The sequence below is a fragment of the Labilibaculum manganireducens genome, assembly GCF_002843385.1.
Taxonomy (GTDB): domain Bacteria; phylum Bacteroidota; class Bacteroidia; order Bacteroidales; family Marinifilaceae; genus Labilibaculum; species Labilibaculum manganireducens.
Window position 1 is genome coordinate 1 of sequence record NZ_MVDE01000026.1, and the last position, 23,262, is coordinate 23,262.

Below are 23,262 nucleotides of genomic sequence, written 5' to 3' on the forward strand. Positions count from 1 at the left end.
GGATTTAGGTTTGTTTAATATGTCGAATAAATATGTACTGTTACAAAATTAATTTGAAATCGCCGTATACGAGAGTACGTACGGTGGTGTGAGAGGGCGAGGGAGTAATCCCTCTACCTACTCGATTTTAATAAAAGTCATCTGAAAAGATGACTTCGGAGGTGGTTAATTTTCAATAAACTACTAATAGTCTATATGTTAAGTTTCCTAATCAGCCATTTTTTTGTAACTTATATAAAGTCCTCTTGCCTCTGTTAAGTGTATTGCCTGCACTCTTTTTTAGATTTGTGTTGAAACGGAATAATAAAATTGATATGGATAATCTACGGGAAGGAATTCAAAATCACATTATTGAATTGCAGTTGGAAATTGATAATATTTTTGCCCGAGGCCGTAATTCAGTAGTTTCGGAAGTTACTGTCGGACAAATATATGGTGGAATGCGTGGATTGGTTGCATTGGCTTGCAACACCTCTTATGTTGATCCTTATTCGGGCCTTTATATCGGAAAGTATACAACAAATGAGTTTTCGGATAAATTACCTGAGGAAATATTTTTCCTTTTGAGTACAGGAAAATTTCCGGATAAGGAATCGCTTGCCGATTTTCAGAATGATTTAAATAAACGTGCCAAGGTACCGCAATACACATGGGATGTGTTGCGCAGTCTTCCAAAAGACACGCATCCGATGACCATGTTGAGTCTGGGTATTTTGTCGATGGAAAATGAGTCTGTATTTAAAAAAGAGTATCAGAAAGGCTTACAAAAAGCAGATTATTGGAAATACACCCTGGAGGATGCGATGAATATACTTGCAAAGTTACCAGAACTTGCAGCAGGTATTTATCGAATTCGCTTTGGAGACGGGAATTTAATTCCTTACGATTCAAATTTGAATTGGTCGGGCAATTTGGCACACATGCTTGGTGTTAATGATGATGAGGGATTTGCGGATTTAATGCGCCTGTATTTGGTTTTGCATTGCGATCATGAAGGAGGGAATGTGAGCGCATTTACATCAAGAGTGGTTAATTCGGCTCTTTCGGATTTGTATTATGCCGTTTCAGCAGGACTTAACGGTTTGGCAGGTCCGTTACATGGCTTGGCAAATCAGGAGTGTTTACGATTCATCCTAAAAATTCATGATCAACTTGGAGCTGATCCGGACGATAAAGAATTAAAGAAATATATTATAGATACTTTGGATTCAGGCAATGTGATTCCTGGTTATGGTCACGCGGTACTTCGGGTAACCGACCCTCGGTTTACAGCTTTTATGAATTTTGGGAATGACAATTGTGCCGGTAATCATTGTTTTAAAATTGCCAAAAAACTATTCAAGCTGGTTCCTGATATTTTATCAGCTTATAAAGGAGGTAAAGTGGCTAGCCCATGGCCAAATGTTGATGCCATGTCGGGTTCGCTGCTTTATCATTACGGGCTGAATCAGTTCGATTTCTATACCGTTTTGTTTGGTGTTTCGAGAGTAATGGGTTTTTGTGCTCAGAATATCCTTGCCTTAGGATTGGGACAGCCAATTATCAGACCTAAAAGTGTGACCAATAAATGGGTAATAGATAAACTTGACGAGAATTGAAACTGAGAGAAGCGACTAGTGCCAATCGGGTTCTTATTTAAATTTTAAATGTCAATCGCACAGAATTTATTTCAGATTTCCTTAAAGTGATTATCTTTGCGGCTCATTTAAATTAAAGAGATGATTAGTGTAGATGCTTTAGCGGTAGAATTTGGAGGAACCACTTTATTTAAAGACATTTCCTTTGTGATTAATGAAAAGGACAGAATTGCTTTAATGGGAAAAAACGGGGCTGGTAAATCTACTCTTTTGAAAATAATTGCAGGAGCCGAAAGTCCTTCCCGTGGAAGAGTTTCAAGTCCTAAGGATAAGGTGATTGCTTATTTGCCACAGCATTTAATGACAGATAATACCCGTACGGTATTCGAAGAAACAGCTCAGGCTTTTGCTTCCATTTTCGAAATGGAGAAGCAGATTGAGGAAATGAATGTGGAATTGGGTACGCGAACAGATTTTGAATCGGAGAGCTATTACAAATTGATTGAGGATGTTTCTGCTTTAAGTGAAATATACTATTCGATAGAAGAAATAAACTACGATGCAGAAGTTGAGAAAACACTGTTTGGATTGGGGTTTGTACGGGAAGATTTCACAAGACCAACCAGCGAATTTAGCGGCGGTTGGAGAATGAGAATCGAATTGGCGAAAATTCTTCTGCAAAATCCCGATTTGATTCTTTTGGATGAGCCGACGAATCACCTGGATATTGAATCGATACAATGGTTAGAGGATTTTCTGATTAATTCGGGAAAAGCCGTTGTTATTATTTCTCATGACAGGGCTTTTGTTGATAAAATCACGACACGGACTATTGAAATTACAATGGGGAGAATTTACGATTACAAAGTAAATTACTCTCAATATTTAGAGCTTCGCAAGGAACGAAGAGTTCATCAGCAAAAAGCATTTGAGGAACAGCAAAAAATGATTGCTGATAATCAGACTTTTATTGACAGGTTTAAGGGTACGTATTCCAAAACACTGGCGGTTCAATCGCGGGTGAAAATGCTCGAAAAACTCGATATTGTTGAGGTTGATGAGGAAGATAATTCAGCACTTCGTTTAAAATTCCCGCCATCGCCGCGTTCAGGAAATTATCCTGTAATTATGGAAGATGTTGAAAAAACTTACGGTGATCATACTGTATTTTCAGGTGTGAATTTTACAATACAAAGAGGAGAGAAGCTGGCTTTTGTAGGTAAAAACGGAGAAGGAAAATCGACTTTGGTAAAAGCCATTATGCAGGAAATTGAGCATGGCGGTAACTTAACACTTGGGCACAATACGATGATTGGTTATTTTGCTCAGAATCAGGCTTCGTTGATGGATGAAAATTTAACGGTTTTTCAAACCATTGATGATATTGCCAAGGGAGATATCCGAACAAAAATTAAAGATATATTAGGTGCTTTCATGTTTGGAGGTGACAACTCAACAAAAAAGGTAAAAGTTCTGTCGGGTGGAGAAAAAACCCGGTTGGCAATGATTAAATTGTTGCTGGAGCCGGTGAATTTGCTGATTCTTGATGAGCCAACCAATCATTTGGATATGAAAACCAAAGATATTTTGAAGTCCGCCTTAAAAGAATTTGACGGAACCATTATTCTGGTTTCTCACGACCGTGATTTTCTGGATGGTTTGGCCGAGAAGGTATACGAATTTGGCAACAAGAAGGTGAAGGAACATTTGGGTGATATTTACTCCTTCCTGAGCAAAAAGAAAATGGAGAATTTAAACGAACTGGAACGTAAGAATTAGATCAGCACAGCAAACAATACAATTATATTGAAGAGACGCCATTGCGTCTCTTTTTTTGTTGAAACTCATTTATTGTTCTAACCATGAAATTACCTTTTCGCAATTTGGTTTTTCTTTTGGGGAAAGTACATCAATAAGCTTCCCATTTTCATCAATCAGGTATTTTTGGAAGTTCCATTTTACTTTCGAATCCATCACTCCATTTTTCGACTTTTGTGTCAGCCAGCTGTAAATTGGATGTATATCACTTCCTTTTACTGATATTTTTGACATCATGGGAAAGCTGACGCCGTAATTCTTTGTGCAAAATTCTTTTATTTCTTCATCAGTTCCAGGTTCCTGCCAAAGGAAGTTATTCGCAGGAAAGCCTACAATTACAAAATCTTTATCCTGATATTCCTTGTACAATGCCTCTAATAATTCGTATTGAGGAGTAAATCCACATTTAGATGCTGTATTGACAATCATGATTTTTTTGCCCTTTAAATCAGCAAAATTAAACTCCGAACCGTCAATTGAAGTAACAGTAAATTGGTAAATACTCTCTTGGGAAAAGCTCATAAAAGAAGTTGAAATAAGTAAGATACAGATGGTAATTATTTTTCGCATGGCATGATTATTTACATTAACGAGTCATCAATTTACCTCCTTTTTTGTTCCGAAACAAGATGAGAAATAGTAATGCATTTTTATTTTATGATGAGCTTGACTCAGTTTGTACATTAGGCTGCAAAAAAAAGAGCAACCAACCAGTTGCTCTTTCTCATTCAATATTTAGGGATATTAGAATTTTTCATCGTATTTGGTCCAGATTCCATCACCAATTTCCCATGCTTTTTCAACCACTTCGTTTCCAAGTTGAATGGTTCTGTTGGTAAGGAATTCCACTCTTTTTTTCTTACTCAAACTCATGAATTGCTCGTCAATTTTTGTTTGCTCCTCAAAATAGCTTTTTTGTAATGGAACAAACACCTTGTCAATATCGTGACGCATGTCGCCCCATCGCTGAGCCGATAATGTACCCAGTCGGTTGAAAGCCCACCATGCAGAAGTGCGGGTATATCCCAATGTACGTGCTTTTACTTTATAGCTTTCGGCTAAATCTGTCGATCCTGAATAAACCGGAATATAAATTGAGCTTGCCACATTATCCTGCGCCAACCACACAATGCCGCCAACTTCATCGGGCAACCAATCACGACATTGAATAATTGTTGCATACATGGTATACCAACGGGCTATGGTTCTTTCTCCCAGCTCATCCCATCCGCCATTCACACGAAACAATTTATTCATATCGTAAGGCATAAAAGGATTTGCAAAAGGAGATATCACTTCATTGCCGTCTTTATCTGCTTGTTTGATATTTTTCACAAAGTTATATGGAGTGCCTTCGTAGTAATCTTTAAAGATTTCTACCAATTTATCCATTGTTATTTTTTCATCCGGTTTTACCGAGAAAGGAAAATCTTTGTCGTTGGCATCCAAATTCAGGGAAGGAGCTGCCATTGAAAGTACCCGCCATTCTCTTCTTCGTGAAGCCAGAGACAAACGACTCTCCGGTGCATAAGCGTAATTCCAGCGGAATGTTTCGCCTTCTTTCCACCATCCGTTTTCTTTGGCAACATCAAAAATATTCGCCGATGCCATAAAATAATCCGGATTTTTTAAATCAATCTCTTTAATGGTACTGGCGTTCGCATTTACCGAAATGTGATCGTTCGGAACTCGTTGAGCAACCCAAACGGCTCCTACTTTTCCTTTTCCCGGACCAACAACCTCAAAATGCCAAACCTCTTTTTTATCAGCAATGGTAAGACATTCGCCATAATCGCGCCAGCCGTATTTTTTTAATAAATCATCAGCCAAACTAATTGCTTCGCGGGCAGAAGAACATCTTTCCAGCATTAATTGCTGCAAACGCTGACAATCGATCAAACATTCTGTAGAGAACAACTCTTCATGACCGCCAAAAGTAGATTCGCCAATGGCCAATTGCTTTTCGTTAATGCAAGGGTAGGCAGTATTTAGGAATTGGTAGGTTTTTTCAACCTGATCGATTTCTCCGATTTTTTTGTGCTGATAAGTTGGCATTGCCAAACTATCGCAGGCTGAGCGTTCAAACAACTCAAATTTATTTCCTTTGTTGTGCTTCTTAGCGGGAACAACATTCATCCATGCTCTTGTACGGTGACTGTCATCGGTGTGAGATGTAATAACAGAGCCGTCGGCAGTAGCCATTCTGCCAACCGTTATGGTGGTGCATCCTTCCGGAACACCGTTTTTCCAATCTGATTTGTCCTGAGCAATGGCAGAAAATGAAATTGACGCCATTAAAATGAACAAGCTCATTCTAAGTTGTTTCTTCATAAGTTCGTGTTGTGTTGTTTAGCAGTTGTGTTGTTTGTTCTTCTTTTCTATTTAGCGCCTTTCACTAAAAATATGCCCGAATCTTCAATGGTGATTAGTTTTTGTTTGTAAAGCAGACCGACTGCCTTTTTGAAGTTCTTTTTACTCATATTTAGAAGGTGATAAATATCTTCAGGTGAACTTTTGTCGTTTAAAGGAAGAAAACCATCTTCTTTCTTTAGCTGAGATAGAATTTGTTCTCCTGAATCAGGAATTTTGTTTTCGTAACCTTGTTTTTGAAGGCAAACGTCAATTTTTCCATCAGGACGAATTTTCTTAATATATGCCTTGCGCACATCTCCGCATCGAACAGGTTCAAAAATTTCATTCTGATACAACATTCCCAATGCGTCGTTGCTAATCAATACCTGATAACCTAAATCATTTCTTCTTCCGATCAGGATTTCTATTTCGTCGCCTTCGGCATAGGAGGTCTCTACGTCTCTAAGTACGTTTTCGATTTTGGCTGTTCCAACAATCCGGCCGGATGCATTGTCCAGATAAACAAATATTAGGTAAGAATAACCAACCTGCATGTTGTCTTTTTGCTCACTAAACGGAACAAACAAATCTTTAGCGATTCCCCAGTCGAGAAATGCGCCTAAATTATTGACCGTTTTCACCTTTAAATAAGCAAATTCACCTACTGTAGCATAGGGAATAAGAGTTGTTGCAATAATTCGATTTTCCGAATCACGATAGATAAATACTTTAATAGTATCATCCAATTGGGTTTTAGGAGGCACATATCGGGTAGGCAAAAGAATTAAAGATTCATCTTCTCCCTGTAAATACACTCCAAAATCGACTATTTTAGCAACTTTTAACGATGCAAACTGACCAATTATACTCACAATATTATATTTTATCACTTTATCTGTGTTGAATAAGAATCACTTACAGATGAAAGTGCGGTTTTACTACTTAAAAATTTAACACGGTAAATGTAAGCATCTTTTTACGAAATATTCGTTTGCCGAGCCAATTCCCGAATTTCAAATTGAAAATGCTCTGCTCTATAAATCTTCCTGGAAAAGAGTATTAAATCGAACTGACTTTGCAGAATGAGGCATGTTGTACAGCAGATTTGTAAAATCGAAAAAATTGATCTGGGTATTTAAGCTCAATAAATGCTTAACAGTAGTTGTTATCGGTTAAGTATGTATCATTTTACAAGCTGCATTTCTGCGAGTGCCTATTTCAGTACTTTTTTTGTGATTTGTCATGTGGAGATTGCAATTTTCGTTATCGATTGCAGTTTCTATATGTTATTATTAAAGAAAAAAATCATTAATATTCTTGGGTATAAACACCCACTAAACGGTGTATTGTACAACATACAGCGAATAATACAGAAAAATTTCTCCAATGAAAAATTGTTTTTATTTTTGATGCAGAATTAAATCGCATTGATTCGATTCCAATTTAAAGCAACTCTCTCGAGTAATAATTGGGGATAAAAAATTAACAAGTCAGGGTATGAAAAAAAGGAAGTTATTAGTTAGAGATCTTACATTAAGAGATGGTCAGCAATCTCTTTTTGCTACAAGAATGCCACAGGCAGAAATTGAAAAGGTATTACACTTGTATAAAAAAGCCAATTTCTATGCAATGGAAGTTTGGGGTGGTGCAGTTCCTGATTCAGTTATGCGATACCTTAATGAAGATCCATGGTATCGTTTGGAGTCGATTAAAGAAGTGATAGGCGATGTTTCCAAACTTACCGCTCTATCCCGTGGTCGTAACCTTTTTGGATATAGTCCTTACCCGGAATCAGTAATCGAAGATTTCAATACTCAGGCAGTTAAGTCTGGATTGGGAATCATGCGTATTTTCGATTGCTTGAATGATATCGAAAACATGAAGTCAACCATTAAGTATGTGAAAGCTGCTGGTGGTATTGCTGATTGTGCAGTATGTTTTACTGTTGATTCTAAATTTCCTACCAAAAAAGAAGATCTTGAAAGATTAACAATAAAGAACCTTCCTGATCAGATTTTTGATCTGGATTACTTTGTTGATATGGCTAAGAAGCTTGAGGCTTTAGGTGCCGATATGATTTCATTAAAAGATATGGCTGGATTGGCTTCACCTTCATATGCAGGTCAAATCATCCGCCGTTTTAAAGAAGAATTAAATATTCCTGTAGATTTCCATTCACATTCTACACCAGGATATGGTTTGGCTTCTGCTCTTACCGCAATTATCAATGGCGTTGATATCATCGATACCAACATCATGAATTTTGCAGGTGGATCTGCTGCGCCGGCTTACGAATTGATCTACATTTTCTGTCAGAAATTAGGCATCGAACTGGATGGTGATGCCAAGACCGTTGTTGAGATCAACAAAATTCTGAAAGAGATTCGTATGAATGCTTTAGCTGATGTTGACAGCTACAAGCAGTTCCCTATTGAATTTGATATTACAAAAGATAAATTGCCTGCCAACATCGATCAGTTATTCGATGATGCGATTAAGTATGCCAACGCCGATCAGGAAGAGGAACTGCTTGTTGCATGTCATGCAATTGAAGCATATTTTAATTTCCCGGCTCCGAACCAAATGGTTAAGGATGCGGAAATTCCTGGAGGTATGTATACCAACATGCTTAACCAGTTGAAAGCTTTAGGTTTGGAAACCCTGTTAGAGAGAGTGCTGGAAGTGGTACCAGTGGTTCGTTTGGACGCTGGCTGTCCGCCACTGGTAACCCCTTCTTCTCAAATTGTTGGTGTTCAGGCTGTAAACTGTGTAATCGATGAGAATTCAGGACGTCCGTTCTATACCAATGTATCGAATCAGTTCTTTAATTTGGTAAAAGGAGAGTATGGAACAACTCCAATTGAGATTGCTCCTGAATTCCGTAAAAAGATTACCGGGAAAGCTGAAAAAGTAGAATACGATGTAGATGCTTATGTGTCTCCTGAAAATCCAACATTGCCACAGTACGGAAACGTGAAATTGGCGAAGGATAATAAAGAATTCATGTTGCTTGAGTTGTTTCCGTTGGTAGCTAAAGGTTATCTGGAAGGAAAGCGTAAAGCAGAATTCGAAGCTCAAAGAGAAGTTAACCGCAAGAAAATTGCTGCAGAAAGAGTTGCTGTTAAACGTACAGGTAAACTAAAGATTCGTGACCTTACCCTTCGTGATGGTCAGCAGTCATTGTTTGCTACACGTGTACCTCAGGCTGAAATTGAAAAAGTGCTTCCGATGTATAAGGATGCCAACTTTTATGCAATGGAAGTATGGGGTGGTGCAATTCCCGATTCGGTAATGCGTTACCTGAACGAGGATCCATGGCACCGTTTGGAGTCAATCAAAGAAGTGATTGGTGATGTTTCTTATCTTACAGCACTATCCCGTGGTAGAAACTTGTTCGGATATTCTCCATATCCTGAATCAGTAATCGAAGGTTTCAACAGAAATGCAGTGAAATCCGGTTTGGGTATCATGCGTATCTTCGATTGTCTGAATGATGTGAAGAACATGGAAACCACCATCAAATACATGAAAGAAGCCGGCGGTATTGCTGACTGTGCGGTTTGCTATACTGTTGATCCTAAATTTACAGGAAAACAAAGATGGAAAGCATTGTTGTCCGGAAAGAGATTGCCTAAGAAGATTTTCGATGTAGATTACTTCCTGAACAAGGCAAAACAGATGCAGGCTTTGGGTGCTGATATGATTACTGTGAAAGATATGGCTGGATTGATTCCACCATCATTGTCAGGGAAAATTATCAGAAGAATGAAAAGCGAATTGAATGTGCCAATCGATTTCCATACTCACTGTACTCCAGGTTACGGACTAGGTGCTGTTTTAATGGCAATTGTTAACGGTGTTGATATTGTTGATACAAACATTCTGAACTTTGCAGGTGGACCGGCTGCTCCGGCATTCGAAATCATTCAGATTTTTGCTGATAAGTTAGGTTTGGACACTGGTGTGAATTTAGATGCTGTTGTTAAAATAAATGCTGAACTAAAGGGAATCCGCAGTCGGATTGCAGAATTCGATTCATACAAAATGTTCCCGTTGGAATTCGATATTACAGCTGATTATCTTCCAAAAGAGATTGATGCATTGTTCGATAAAGCGATTGTATTAGCGAAAGCAGATAAAGAAGCAGAATTGTTGGACGTATGTAACGCTATCGATAAATTCTTCAACTTTCCTGCACCAAACGAAGAAGTAAAAGCAGCTGAGATTCCAGGTGGTATGTATACCAATATGCTGGCTCAGTTGAAAGGTTTAGGTTTGGAAGATTTGCTGCCAACAGTGCTATTGAAGGTACCGGAAGTACGTGTTGCTGCGGGTTGTCCTCCATTGGTTACTCCATCGTCACAAATCATTGGTGTTCAGGCAGTAAATTATGTGTTGGATGTGAACAGCGGCAAAGCTCCTTATACAAATGTAAACAACCAATTCTTCAACCTTGTGAAGGGTGAATATGGCGAAACTCCAATTGAGATCGATCCGGAGTACCGTCAGAAGATTTGCGGACAGCGCGATGCGACTGCTTTCGATGTAAGCAAATACAAATCACCGGAGAATCCAATATTGGAAGAGTTTGGTGGCGTTAAGCTTGCTGAGAACGAGAAAGAAATGTTGTTGTTGGAATTGTTCCCAACAGTTGCAGGTCCTTTCCTTAAGAATCGCAAAGCGGATGCTTACTACGCGAAAGTAGAAGCTGAAGAGGCTGAAAAACAAAGAATTGAAGACGAGAAAAAAGCAGCTTACAAGGCAATTCCTGCTGAAGAAAAGCAAGCAATGCTTTTGAGAGGATTATATAGCTTGGGTGGAACTTCAGAAGAGGCTGCTGGTGAGATTACTCAACCGGAAGAAAAAGAGTCTCGTTTGGATCTTAAAACCAAGGAAATGCTGAACAGGATGAAACCTAAAAGCAAATTAGTAGGATAAAGTTTTCTCTTTATATACGCAACCTTAAAAAGTGCTGCTCTTCGGAGTGGTACTTTTTTTAGTTTCCGTTAAATCGTACTGTTGATGTATTAACATAAAAACATGCCTTATAAAATGTTTCTTTTCAACTATATCTTCGTTAAAAAAGATGCATCATAACATGGCTATGCTTTACTTTTTTGCCTTGATACAGCTAAAAATTAATTCATTTTAATTAAAGTCTGTCTTGAAATTAAATTGGTATAATTGAAAAACACTCTCTCGCTGTGACCGAAACAGTCGTGCTGCCACGACTGCAACGGTCGTGCTACTACGACTGCAACGGTCGTGCTACCACGACTACAATGGTCGTGCTACCACGACTACAATGGTCGTGCTACCACGACTACAATGGTCGTGCTACCACGACTACAACGGTCGTGCTACCACGACCACAATAGTCGTAAGTGAATCACAAAAAGGAGAGTGTATTGATATTTTGTTTGTGTTTGGTTCAGGTTGTTGAAATTCAATATTTTATGTGTTTGTTTTAAATTGAGTCAACCTTTTTAAGACTTGACAAAGGAGAATGGTTCTGGTATAGGTTTGCCAATTGCAAGATCTATTGTGCGTTTACATGATGGCAAAATTAGTCTTGAGTCTGTTTATGGCGAAGGAACTAAGGTATCTATTGCATTTAGGAATACTCATCGATGAATTCTTAGTGCAAAATTTCAAAATAGATTTACCTCTATGTCTTTTCAGTAAGTAAAATTATTGTTTTAAAATAAATTGTTTGAGAAGTGCTTGTGCTTGCTAAAAAATGATAATTTAGTGAAATGAAAGAGCAGAACACACTACGATCGAGCATATTGGAGTTGTTATATAAGGGAGAACCCGAGGCAATAATTTTGAATGAAATTGTAAAACAGGTTCAGGATATTTCTCAGGGTTCAATTTGCTCAATTCTACGTGTTGATGAGGAAGGAAAGCATTTGTTATTGGGAGCCTCACCCGAATTGCCGGACTTTTATAATAAAGCAGTAAATGGTCTTCCTATTGGAAATGGGATGGGATCATGTGGAACAGCAGCTTATACAGGCGAAAGAGGTATTGTAGAAGATATTAATGCTCATCCTTATTGGAATGATTTCAAAAGTATTGCAAAAGACGCAAATTTGGGGTCTTGTTGGTTGGAACCTATTAAAGATGCTTCGGGTAAAATTCTGGGGACTTTTGCCATTTATCATCGTGACTCAAATACGCCAAATCCAAAAGATCTTGAATTAATTTCAGAACTGTCTGACCTTACTGCGATTGTTCTTGATCGTTATCGCATTATAAAACAACTGGAGGAAAGCGAAAATAAATATAAGATTTTAGCTGATGCCACTAATGAAGCCGTTTTTATTGTTGATGATGATAAAATAGTTGAAGTTAATCTGCGAGCTGAAATAATGACGGGGTATTCGGAATTGGAATTATCAGGTTTCTCTATTTATAATTTTATTGAGAAAAAATACTGGATAAATTCTTTTACCGAAGAATCTCGAAATTTTCGTCATCGAATTCAAGCTATAGGTATTAAAAAGGATGGTTCTAAGATAGATGTAGTTGTCCGAGTTAAGAATTCTACTTTTAAAGGCAAGCTCATATGTTTGCTTTCCGTTCGTGACGTTACTAATTATAAAAATGCCAAAACAGAATTGCATAAATTATCGCAGTCTGTGATTCAAAGTCCGGTATCTGTAGTGATTACAAATTACGAAGGGGATATAGAGTATGTAAACCCGAAATTTAATGATCTCACAGGTTATTCTTTGGAAGAGGTGATAGGAAAGAATCCTAGCATTTTAAGCTCTGGAAAAAACAATAGAGATTTATATGAGTTAATGTGGAAAACCATTAAGTCGGGTAATGTGTGGAGAGGTGAATTTCAGAACAAGAAAAAAAACGGCGAGTTGTTTTGGGAATTTGCAACCATATCACCCATAAAGGATGAAAGAGGGCAAATAATAAGTTTTATAGCTGTAAAAGAAGATATTACTGAAAGGAAGAGACAGGAACAAATTCAAAAGATCATATTAAATATTTCGAACGCTGTTTTTTCGCAAAATACACTGTTTGAATTTATTCAGTTCATCAGGGAAGAATTGTCTTCCACAATTGATACAACAAATTTTTTTGTTGCATTATATGATGATAAAACCAAGATGTTTAGTCTGCCTTTTCATGACGATGAACATGATTCGTTCGAAAAATTCCCTAAAGGCAAGACTATTTCCGGTTGGGTTGTTGACCATGAAACAGCACTTTTGGCAACAGCAGAGGAATTGGATGAGTTGGAAGCAAAAGGAGAAGTGGAACTTAAGGGTGAACCTTCCAAGATTTGGCTTGGAATGCCTCTAAAGGGAAAAGAAAAGGTGATTGGTGTTTTGGTGATTCAAAGTTACGAAGACGAGAATGCCGTTACTGAGGAAGATAAGAAGATGCTTGAGTTGATTTCGCATCAGATTAGTATCTCTATTGAGCAAAAAAGAACCGAGCAGGAATTGTACAAAGTTTTATATAACGCAACAGAATCGGATCGTTTAAAGTCGGTTTTTTTAGCCACTATGTCGCATGAATTGCGTACTCCTTTAAATGCGGTAATTGGGTTTTCTGGATTGGTGGATAATGAGGCAGGTATTGAAACAGCAGTTGAATATTGCAAAATGATTAATCAAAGTGGCTATACTCTATTAAATATTGTGGAAGACCTGTTTGATATTAGTTTAATACAATCCGGTGCGGTTAAAATTAAACATGAAGATTGCAGTCTCTTAAATTTGTTTTATGAAATTGATGCTGTAATTCATAATGAGAGGAATGTGCTGGAAAAGGAACATATCGAATTGATAGTAAACATTCCTCCTGATTTTTCAGATTTTATTTTAAATACTGACCCGCATCGTTTTAAGCAGGTATTTCTGAATTTATTAAAAAATGCTTTGAAGTTTACTGATAAAGGAAGTATTGAATATGGCGTTATAAACGGAGATATGAATTCGGAAAGGGTTCTTCATTTTTTTGTGAAGGATACAGGAATTGGAATTCCAGAGGAGGTACAGGAAAGTATTTTTGGTTTGTTTAGACAGGCTAATGAAAAGCTTTCGAGGGAATATAATGGAGTTGGAATCGGATTATCTATTTCAAAGAGTTTAACTGAATTATTGGGAGGTAAAATTTGGTTTGATTCAACATATGGAGAAGGATCTGTTTTTTATTTTACACACCCCGTTAAATGAGCTAAAACCATTCAATAACAGCATCAAAATTCTTAGCTTCTTTCATTAGTTATTTACCGTTAAGCATTTTTAACCAATTTTAGCAGGCAATTCGTCAAACTATCAGCCTGATAATAAACAAATGCTTTGTTAAAATCGTACGCTAGTTGATAGAGTATCATTTTATTCAGCTTTAAACTTACAGCCATGACATTGCATAAATACATCCGCACAATCGGTAGGTGTTTGTTGTCGCTTGCCTTCATTTGTTTTAGTGTTTTACTTGTTAAAAGTCAGGAGCAACCACCTGACAAAAATGAAGAGTTGATTCTGATTGATTCATTGGGAATTACACAGGAATCTCAAAAAAATTCAATCCCAGTTGGTTTATTTGCATATAATAAATGGGTTGATCTGAATGAGAACGGGCTTGTTGAAAGTAATGAGTTTTTCGGATTAGGTAAAGACTCATTTTCGAAAGGTGAAGCCATTAGTGTCTCTTTATATGATCCAAATTTGAGCGAAGGTTCAAATTTAAAACTTAGAATTTGGGATACCAGTGGTAATTTGATTCGTACAATTAAAAAGAATTATACTTCAACTCCTTTATTTACTTATTCAGGTTTCGATTCATTTCTGCCTGTTGGGAATTATATTTTTACCATTAATCCGGAGGAAACCGGAACAACCTACCAAATTCGTTTTTCATTAAAAGAGCCAAATGGAAACACTTTTGCTCAAATTCGCAAAAAACTACTTCCTGAAAACCTGCATATTTTTAGGATGTGGATAGATGAGGATGGAGATATGAAAATGGATAGCTCTGAAGTGTTTGCATTAAATCAGAAAGAATACTTTTTAGGCGATGTAAAATTTGAAATGGGTTTAAATCTTCCTTCAACTACCAATCGGGTTGTTTATCAGGTTTGGGATGCTCAGCATCAGTTGCTCAGCATGAATATTTCTAAATTGGATAGCTTGCAGCATTATACTATGAAAGAGGATACCCTGCATAATGGGAATGATTTTCTGAAGGTTTTAAGTGATGCTTCCGTTGGAAATTATCTGATTACTGCTTCGGTTGCAGGAGAGAAGGTGAAACAATATCAAATTCCCATTCAGATAATAGATACAACGCAGATTGCTGATTCAGAACAAACTGTAGAGCCCGAACCGGTTGTAGCTGAAGATACTGTTTCTTCTGTACCAAAAATGAATATGGGAATCTCTGAGAATGTGGATAATTTAGCACCTGAATTCAAAAAAGGGCAGGAGGGATTTTTTCTGTTTACAGGATTTATTGATTTGAATGAGAACAATATTCAGGATAGGGATGAGTTTATGGGAGCCGATCAGGAATATTATTATTCTGAATCGGAAAATATATTCGTCCAATTCCATTTGAGACAATTTTTTAATACGACGCTGAAGTTGCAACTGTTAGATAATGAGAAGCAACTGGTTAAAGAACAAATTGGGAGTTACGGCGATTCCCCATTCGTATTTAAAGTTTCAATGCCCGATGATCCATTGATTCCAGGAGATTATCAATTACTGATGATTCCCGTTGGTTCAGAAATAAAATATCGATTGGAGCTGACAATTAAGTAGTCAAAAATCCCGCTTTTGGTGTTCCAAAAAACGGGATTTTATCTGATCTAAAACCTATTGAAAAAACACTGTTTATTGCTTTACTATTTTTTTGCTGAGTTTTGAGCCGTCTTCCATTTCAAATATTAAAATGTAAGTTCCTGTTGTTAGATGATTTATGTTTAAATCTGCCGATTCATTTGGCATTGTTACAGCTATGATTGCTTTTCCTGATAAATCAAAAAGCTGTAATTTATTTACTTGTTTTAGATTTTCGAGATGAAGAATATCACGAACCGGATTTGGGTACAGGCGTAATTCTTTGTTTAAAATATCATTAATGCCTGTTGAGTAGGTTATTTCTTCGCTGTATGTACTGTAAACAATATCACCTTGCAATAATTCACCTGCTTGTGCAACAGGAGTTACTGAAAAGCGGATAAAATTACCGCGATCAGCTCTAACAAGAGTATAAGATAATTGATCGGCTCCGCTAATAACAGTTTCATTGGTTCCATTCGCATCGTCTGCTCTGTACCATTTGTAAATTGAACTTCCTTCCGGATCATTATTCAAATCCGTAAAGGTATAACTTGCCGTTAAGGTTTCATCCTCTCTGAAAGTTCCGCTTACAGTAATGTTTGAAGCAACAGGTGCTGATTTTACATCAGGAATGGAAAGTTGTTTTGTTGTGTAAATATGATATTCTCCGGCTTTAAGATCTATAAATGCGTTAACATCAGTAACAGCAATTGCCTGCCCGGTAAAATAATCATACCAGGTACCGGTTTTACTGAAATTAGGATCAATACTTCTTAGCTTAAGGTCGAAATTTCCAATTACTCTAACATCCATATCAGAATGATTGATTTCAATACGTTTTAAAACGTTATTTGTATTCAGTGTGAAATCTTCCGATTCGAAGGCAACTTCTTCTTTTTTTAGCTTGATTAGTGCCGAAAATACTTCGTACAGTCTTTTTCTGTTCGGATCATCCTGATATTCCCAATGGATTGGTTTTTTGCCAACACGACCATTTTCATCAATCGAGACATCGTAACCCAATTCTTCAAATTGCCATACCATTTTTGGACCTGGCACAGTAAAGAAAAAAGCAGCTGCAGTTTCAACTCTCGATAGGGCTGTATTTAGGTTTGTTACATTATAGTTGCCTAAAGAAGCTCCATAGGTAAGATTACGATACATCATGCGCTCTTCATCATGACTTTCCATATAATTCACCAATTTTGGGCCGACCCATTGTCTCTCTTTCCATGAATACCAACTGAAATCAGAAGAATATCCCATGGAAGCTTCGCTGTATTCATGATTGGCATTTCCCCAAAGCATGATGCCATGCGCGGCCAATTCTTTTTCTTCATCATTATCTGATAAATGCTCGAAAATCACTACGGCGTTCGATTTAACGTTCCAAATTGCAGTAGACATACGTTTTAGTATTTCAATACGCTGAGGGTCGTACTGTCCACCCCAAGGATCAGTTGTATTGCTGTGTGGTGTGTTTGAAAATCCTTTGGTAAAATCGAAACGAAATCCATCAATGTGATATTCGTTCATCCAATAGGTATTAATCCGATCCACTAACTTTTGTGTTGCCGTACTTGTGTGATTGATATCGTATCCCCATTGGGCATCCGGATTTTCAAAATTGCTTGTAACATTGTACCATGGATTATCTGCAGTTGGTTTTGAACCATCGAAGTACATGCGTAAAAACGGGGATTGTCCGTAGGTATGATTTAGAACCATATCCATATAAACGGCTATTCCTCTGCTGTGACATTCGTCGATAAATGCTTTGTAGTCATTTTTTGTGCCATAGGCTTTATCAGGAGCAAAATAAAAGGAAGGATTGTATCCCCAGGAATCATTTCCTTCAAATTCGTTAAATGGCATCAGCTCAATCGCATTAACTCCAAGTCTTTCCAAATAATCTAATGTGTCTTTAACTGTTTTAATATCACCAGCTGAAGTAAAGTCACGAACATGTAATTCGTAAACGACTAAATCTTCTTTTGAGGGAGGAGTAAATTGTGCATCGGACCATGTATAAGTGGTTTGTGCTGTTTGGAATACACTTGCAATTTCACTTGTTTTATCAGCAGGGTAGGGAATCAAATTTGGATAAGTTGTGCTTGAAATGTATTGGTCATTCCACGGATCTAATAGTTTATCAGCGTATGGATCTGCAATTTTAATATCACCGTCGATAACATACTGGAAAATGTATTCTTTTCCTGCCGTAAGGTTGTCGAGAGTAATCCAAAAATAGTCTCCATCCTTATTCATTTGGTAGTTGTTGTCGTAATTCCAACCGTTAAAATCACCAATAACAAAAACATATTCTTTGTTTGGAGCATAAAGTGATAGAGTAACGGTATTGTCATCAATGTAATTGATACCATCTTTAATCCCGGCAGGTTTTGTTGCTGCGGGCGTATCCTCCCGAAGAACTATATTTACGGTATCTCTTGCTTCCTCACCGCTTGCAGTTGCAACAGCAATTAATTGGTGATTGCCTGCGGCATTTGGAGTATAGGAATAATTTAATTGAGTTGATGAGGTGGAAGTCATGCTTACGCCATCGATTAACAGCTCTAAATTATCACTTGCTTCAGAATTTGCAGTAATTAATACGGATTCATTCTTTCCAAAAATGGTATTGTCAACCGGTTTTGCGAATTCAACATTGAGTCCACCTTCGCTAATGTCAACAAAAATGTCTGTTCCTCCGTCTCCTTTTCCTTCTTTCGAATTGTCTGCACTTCGAAAAACGAAAGCCATTTTTAATATTTTTTCACCGCTTGTTACGCCGTAGTATTCGCGAATGCTTGGTGTAATGCTTAATTGCCACTTGTTATTGCCAAGTGATGTTAGTTTATATTTTTCGCTGTTATCACCCCAGGTCGGAGCGTATTTCCAATCACTGGTAGAAGTGCTTTTGTCAGTAATAACGCCGGTGTGGGCATAGACATCTCCGGTATAGTCTTTTAATCCGGCGGTACCCAATGAGGCATCAAAGGTTATTGTTACAGGTTTATCTTCGGTAGGAAAGGTTGGATCTGAAATAATTATCTGTCCAATACCAATTGAAGGGATTAGCAGAAGAAAAGAAAGGAGATATGTGTATAGTTTCTTCATAGTTAGTTGTTTCTAGATCAAATTATTTGTCAATAAGTGGCATGCATTAATTATTCTGTTTTTCTTAATTTACGCCAAATATGTGTTAATAATAAGCAATTGTAATTGGTCGAAAACAGATGTTGCGAGAGAGTATTTTTTAAATAAAAACAATTTGAAAAAAGCCGCCCATGGGAGCGGCTTTTTAATTTAATTATTTCACTTATTCAAAAGTTCCAGACTCAGTACTGAAATTTAATTTCACTTTTTGACCAGTTGTAATAGGTGCACCAGCCAAGTCATTTCCTGTTCCTCGGTATTCAATTTTTCCTGCTAACACACTAAACTCTGCCTGCCACCAATCAACAGGATTGTTATCAGTGTTAGTCAAAGTACTAGCTGTTACATACATTCTTGCATTATCATCAGCTACAGCGGCTGGCGAAACAAGAATTTTGGCATCAGTATCATCAGTAGTGAACAAGAATTCTCCACCATTCCAATTTCCAAAAGCAGGACCCTGAGCATAGATAACAGGATCGGTTATTTGAATCGTATTAGTTAAAAGGTTTACGACAACCATTTTATAGCCAGCAACTTCAACAGGGATGTTATCTCCACCTTTATTCCATACTCCATTAGCATCTGAAGTGTCACTGGTTTTCCCGAATTCAGTACCATTCCAATCTCTAACAGAATTAAACTTTAATTCTGCACCAGCATCAAACCATGCAATTTTCCAGAAAAGATGAGAATTACTATGAACCGGAATCATTTCCAATACAGCATCATCTGTCCAAGCCCATCCAGGAACAAAGCTTCCATTGATGTACATGGTTGTTGGGAAAGTTGAAAATAAGACTTCTGCGCCATAAGCGACACCTTCACTATTTATTGCGTAAGCTCTAGCATGATAGGTAGTACTTGTTTCTAATCCGCTAATATCAACTGTAAATTCTCCTTCGTCTCCTGTATTGGTAACTTTACCATCAGCAATTGTTGGGTTTTCAGTTTTTCCATAACAAATTCCTCGTTCAGAAATTGGTAAGCCTCCATTGTAAATAACGTTTCCTGCTACCTGAGCTGTTGTAGCTTTAGCTGATGCAGTTCCTGTTTCAACAGTTGCAATTCCAACAAGAGTGGTAAATGTAATTTGAGCACTATAAACGGTAGCAATTGAATTTGTTGCATAAGCTCTGGCATAGTAAACTGTTTTAGCTTTAAGGTTTGTTAAGGCACTAGTGAATTCACCCATTCCCTCACCTTCTTCAGTAAACGTATTCTCTACTGTTGGATTTTCTTCGGTACTCCAACAGATTCCTTTGGCTGTAACCAATGCTTTCCCATCATAAGGAACATTCGCTGCAATATTAGCTGTAGTATCAGTAATATCTGTTGCCTCATTTGAGATAATAATTGTTGGCTTATGAGCTAATGTTGTGAATACATCATCTTTACCATATAATGTGTTTCCACTTTCAGTAGTTGCGTAAGCTCTGTAATGGTATGTTGTTAAGTGCTCCAAACCGTCAATAGTTACCCAATAAACAGCTTTTTTTACATTATCAGCTACTTTTTTCGAGTCTGCAGTAGTAGGATTTTCTGTAGTAGCCCATACAACACCATATTCTGAAATTCCATCACCTTCAGCAACAATCATTCCACTTAGTTCTACCGAAGTAGATGTTATTCCATCGTTTTGCCAGGTTGCCATTTCGGTATCCAATTTAACCAGGTCATCCTTATTGCAACCGACAAATACTAAAAGTAAAGCGGTGAATGCAAGGCCTAATAATTTGATAAATATATTATTTTTCATACTTAAATATTTAGTACTAATATTTATTAAATTTTGAATAAACACAGTAATCATTTGGGGTGCGATATCTAAAGGCACCCCTTGATTTATTCATGAATTAATTTTTTATAACGGTTGCTACAGATTCTGTAATGTTAAGTTTAATAGTATAATTTCCTGCACCTTTGGATACTGGAATGTTTTTTCCACCCTGACTTAACGGAACCGTTTTTTTGTCTGAATTGTAATTATCAGCACTTCCATCAGCAGTTCCATTTCCACCGAGATTCCATGCCCAACCGTCATTTAATCTAAATTTAAAATTACCATTTGTTAAATTGGCAGTAATTTCCCAAATACGATCTACGGAGTTATAATCCATTTTTGAATCTGGAGTATTCCATCCGTTTGGAGTCGCATCACCAACAAGACCAATATTATATGCTTCAATGGTGTAAGTTAAGTCATTGGTATTAACGGTAATATCATACCAACCGGCATCAGCAACAGTTATTGCTGTACCATCTATTGCAATTCCACTAGTTCCAGTTCCGTAAGTAATGTTATTATCAGGATCAAGTAAAGTAAAGTTATCTCCAGCTTCAAATTTTACAAAACCCTCATAAATACCATCACTACCTGGAGATTTGATTTTTTGAGTCTCAGATCCTGAAATAAGCACATCTAAACGAAGTAAACCAAATATGGTTGTAGCTCCATTTTCTGTTTCTGAATAGTAAATAAGATTATCAACACCAAGACCAGCATCTGCTTCAAGAACACATTTAACTCTAAAGTCTACTGATGAAGTTTGATCTTCAGGAAAACCATTCAGTAAAATTGAATTTAGTTGGTTTACAGTTAACTCAATATTATCGCATGTGCTACCCTTATATAATTCAGTTACATCTTGAAAGTTATTTCCTTCTGGACATGCCTCAAGAAAATAGGTTACCGAAGCAGTAAATCCAGGATCTATCGGAGTACAGGTAAAAATTAAGTTGTCTGTTCCGTTAGCTCTTACTAAAGTTAAATCTGGTAAAGTAAGAGTAGGGACAGTAACGTTATCACTCAATCTTAGTTGTTCACCGTCTTCATCACAACTCGTGAAGAAGCCTAATACCCCAACTAATGCAAATAATAATATATAATATTTTTTCATTTTTTTTGGATTTAAATGATTAATAACCATCATTTTGCTTAATGTTAGGATTCGCAGAGATTTCATCACCTGGTATTGGGAAAATATCGAAATGACTACTTGTGCTTGTTCCGTCAAATGTTCCACCTTTCCACTGCCATAGATAATCTCCACCAGTGAATTTTCCAAAACGAACTAAATCAGTACGTCTTTGTCCTTCATAGTAAAATTCTCTTGCTCTCTCATCTAAAATGAAATCAGCATCTACATCACTAACTGAGATGTTACCACTATCATCTCCATATGCTCTTTCGCGAATCATATTAATATCAGCTACAACAGCAGCAGTAGCGCCACTTGTATTGTATAAAGCTTCCGCTCTCATTAAATAGGCATCTGCTAAGCGAAATACAGGAAAATCTGTAGATGCAAAAGTAGGGCTATAATTCTCAGCTCGTGAACCGTCGTAATTTCGCGCTGTAAACTTATAAACACCTATACCAAAGTCTCCGCTTGATGAAGGAGTAGGGATATTTATTGATCGTTTTTGATGCAAGAATACTCTGCCATCAGGACACTGAGCAAAAGTTGCATCTGTAGCAGGAACAGGATTATTACCATAAACAGTCAAAGTATCAACCAAAATGTTCATTAAGTTTTTTCTCGCTCTGTTACCATTCCAGTTTGGATTATCAGGAAGATCATGCAATGTTGCTGCGTCGATATAAGTTCCATCACTAGAAGATTGAATAATGAAAGTAATTCCACCATTTCCTTGTGTGTTTATACCATCTTCGGCGAAAGCAAAAATCATTTCATTGTTACCATGACCACGATCGTTATCTGCACTAAAGTTTTGTCTGTAATTAGCAGCTAAACTATATGCAGGACTCGCAATAACTTTATCACAATAAGTTTTACATTCATCCCACTGGGCTGTTCCGGTATAAACCTCTGCATTTAAGTATGTTTTTGCCAATAACATCCAACAACTTCCCTTATCAGCTTGTGGATAGTTAAATCCAGGCTCCCCTAAATCAGGTTCAATTGCTTTCAACTCATCTACTATAAATTTAAATAAATCTGCACGTTGAATTTGTTCTGGGAAATATTTACCAACTCCGTCTTCTTCTGTTGTAAAAGGAGGGTTTGCAAAAAGATCCATTAACCAATAGTAGGCAAAAGCCCTTAAGTATCTTGCTTCCGCACGATATTGAATGATGTTTGGCTCTGTACTCCCAGCTGTTACATTTAAAAAGTCGTTAGCATAAGTAACACTTAAACTTAAACGTTGGTAAACCGCTGTTAAGAAAGGATTTTGTGCACTCCAGTTTTGAGTATTTAAATCTGAAATACCAACATCACCCCAAGCACATATACCTTCATCTGTTGTAATGGTTTGTAGATTCCAAAGTGCTCTCATGGTAATAAAGAAACCATCATCACTGGATGTAATATCGGCATCGTCATCTTTTTGACCAGAGATAATAAAACTGGCATACAATTTAGCCAATGTTTGTTCCATATAGGCTGGATCGTCGCCAAGATTTCCTGCTAAAATTTTATTGGGATCAGTTGGCTTCACGTCCAAATCATCTACACAAGATGTATACACCATTGCAGTGATTAGGATACTGAATATTATATATATTTTCTTCATCT

The 23,262-nt window shown here is 37.1% G+C and carries 13 protein-coding genes; 6 read left to right on the forward strand and 7 right to left on the reverse strand.

Features of this window, described 5'->3' with window-relative positions:
- Positions 1-314 precede the first annotated feature (314 nt).
- Entirely contained in the window at positions 315-1,598 is a 1,284-nt protein-coding gene (locus tag BZG01_RS15115) for a citrate (Si)-synthase (protein WP_101310679.1), read from the forward strand.
- 120 nt (positions 1,599-1,718) lie between these two features.
- On the forward strand, positions 1,719-3,356 hold the full coding sequence (locus BZG01_RS15120; protein ID WP_101310680.1) for an ABC-F family ATP-binding cassette domain-containing protein: 1,638 nt from the start codon (positions 1,719-1,721) through the stop codon (positions 3,354-3,356).
- A gap of 69 nt (positions 3,357-3,425) precedes the next feature.
- Here BZG01_RS15120 and BZG01_RS15125 read toward each other — a convergent pair whose 3' ends face one another.
- From BZG01_RS15125 to BZG01_RS15135, 3 genes are all read right to left on the reverse strand, one after another.
- The gene (locus BZG01_RS15125; protein WP_101310681.1) at positions 3,426-3,965 is read right to left on the reverse strand and encodes a glutathione peroxidase; all 540 of its coding nucleotides are present in this window, start codon (positions 3,963-3,965) and stop codon (positions 3,426-3,428) included.
- A 174-nt stretch (positions 3,966-4,139) separates the two neighbouring features.
- Positions 4,140-5,726 carry a dipeptidase gene (locus tag BZG01_RS15130; RefSeq protein WP_101310682.1) on the reverse strand — a complete coding sequence of 529 codons (1,587 nt, stop codon included), beginning with the start codon at positions 5,724-5,726 and terminating at the stop codon, positions 4,140-4,142.
- Positions 5,727-5,773: 47 nt separating this feature from the next.
- Positions 5,774-6,637: a CvfB family protein gene (locus tag BZG01_RS15135; RefSeq protein WP_218973131.1), complete on the reverse strand. Its 864-nt coding sequence runs from the start codon at positions 6,635-6,637 to the stop codon at positions 5,774-5,776.
- Positions 6,638-7,244: 607 nt separating this feature from the next.
- On the opposite strand from BZG01_RS15135, the gene BZG01_RS21795 reads away from it, so the two are divergent.
- The 4 genes from BZG01_RS21795 (at position 7,245) to BZG01_RS15155 (ending at position 15,541) form a co-directional block, all read left to right on the forward strand.
- A complete protein-coding gene (locus tag BZG01_RS21795) occupies positions 7,245-10,685 on the forward strand; it encodes a hypothetical protein (RefSeq protein WP_218973132.1) in 3,441 nt (1,146 codons plus the stop codon).
- A 555-nt stretch (positions 10,686-11,240) separates the two neighbouring features.
- Entirely contained in the window at positions 11,241-11,381 is a 141-nt protein-coding gene (locus BZG01_RS22125) for an ATP-binding protein (RefSeq protein WP_101310683.1), read from the forward strand.
- Between the two features lie 122 nt (positions 11,382-11,503).
- A complete protein-coding gene (locus tag BZG01_RS15150; RefSeq protein WP_101310684.1) occupies positions 11,504-13,951 on the forward strand; it encodes a PAS domain S-box protein in 2,448 nt (815 codons plus the stop codon).
- A 186-nt stretch (positions 13,952-14,137) separates the two neighbouring features.
- Positions 14,138-15,541, forward strand: coding sequence for a hypothetical protein (locus BZG01_RS15155; protein WP_101310685.1), 1,404 nt, complete (start codon positions 14,138-14,140; stop codon positions 15,539-15,541).
- Between the two features lie 72 nt (positions 15,542-15,613).
- Here the strand turns inward: BZG01_RS15155 and BZG01_RS15160 are convergent, their stop codons facing one another.
- The 4 genes from BZG01_RS15160 to BZG01_RS15175 form a co-directional block, all read right to left on the reverse strand.
- Positions 15,614-18,682 carry an alpha-amylase family glycosyl hydrolase gene (locus tag BZG01_RS15160; RefSeq protein WP_101310686.1) on the reverse strand — a complete coding sequence of 1,023 codons (3,069 nt, stop codon included), beginning with the start codon at positions 18,680-18,682 and terminating at the stop codon, positions 15,614-15,616.
- 202 nt (positions 18,683-18,884) lie between these two features.
- The gene (locus tag BZG01_RS15165; protein WP_101310687.1) at positions 18,885-20,480 is read right to left on the reverse strand and encodes a SusF/SusE family carbohydrate-binding protein; all 1,596 of its coding nucleotides are present in this window, start codon (positions 20,478-20,480) and stop codon (positions 18,885-18,887) included.
- Positions 20,481-20,577: 97 nt separating this feature from the next.
- A complete protein-coding gene (locus BZG01_RS15170; RefSeq protein ID WP_180327340.1) occupies positions 20,578-21,621 on the reverse strand; it encodes a SusE domain-containing protein in 1,044 nt (347 codons plus the stop codon).
- Between the two features lie 19 nt (positions 21,622-21,640).
- Positions 21,641-23,260 (reverse strand): RagB/SusD family nutrient uptake outer membrane protein, encoded by a 1,620-nt coding sequence (locus BZG01_RS15175; protein WP_101310689.1) that lies wholly within the window; start codon positions 23,258-23,260, stop codon positions 21,641-21,643.
- Positions 23,261-23,262 lie beyond the last annotated feature (2 nt).

Bases quoted from the DNA above. Each gene is read 5' to 3' on its own strand.
- BZG01_RS15115 (WP_101310679.1), top strand. From the start codon at position 315: ATGGATAATCTACGGGAAGGAATTCAAAATCACATTATTGAATTGCAG.
- BZG01_RS15120 (WP_101310680.1), top strand. From the start codon at position 1,719: ATGATTAGTGTAGATGCTTTAGCGGTAGAATTTGGAGGAACCACTTTA.
- BZG01_RS15125 (WP_101310681.1), bottom strand. From the start codon at position 3,965: ATGCGAAAAATAATTACCATCTGTATCTTACTTATTTCAACTTCTTTT.
- BZG01_RS15130 (WP_101310682.1), bottom strand. From the start codon at position 5,726: ATGAAGAAACAACTTAGAATGAGCTTGTTCATTTTAATGGCGTCAATT.
- BZG01_RS21795 (WP_218973132.1), top strand. From the start codon at position 7,245: ATGAAAAAAAGGAAGTTATTAGTTAGAGATCTTACATTAAGAGATGGT.
- BZG01_RS15150 (WP_101310684.1), top strand. From the start codon at position 11,504: ATGAAAGAGCAGAACACACTACGATCGAGCATATTGGAGTTGTTATAT.
- BZG01_RS15155 (WP_101310685.1), top strand. From the start codon at position 14,138: ATGACATTGCATAAATACATCCGCACAATCGGTAGGTGTTTGTTGTCG.
- BZG01_RS15160 (WP_101310686.1), bottom strand. From the start codon at position 18,682: ATGAAGAAACTATACACATATCTCCTTTCTTTTCTTCTGCTAATCCCT.
- BZG01_RS15165 (WP_101310687.1), bottom strand. From the start codon at position 20,480: ATGAAAAATAATATATTTATCAAATTATTAGGCCTTGCATTCACCGCT.
- BZG01_RS15170 (WP_180327340.1), bottom strand. From the start codon at position 21,621: ATGAAAAAATATTATATATTATTATTTGCATTAGTTGGGGTATTAGGC.
- BZG01_RS15175 (WP_101310689.1), bottom strand. From the start codon at position 23,260: ATGAAGAAAATATATATAATATTCAGTATCCTAATCACTGCAATGGTG.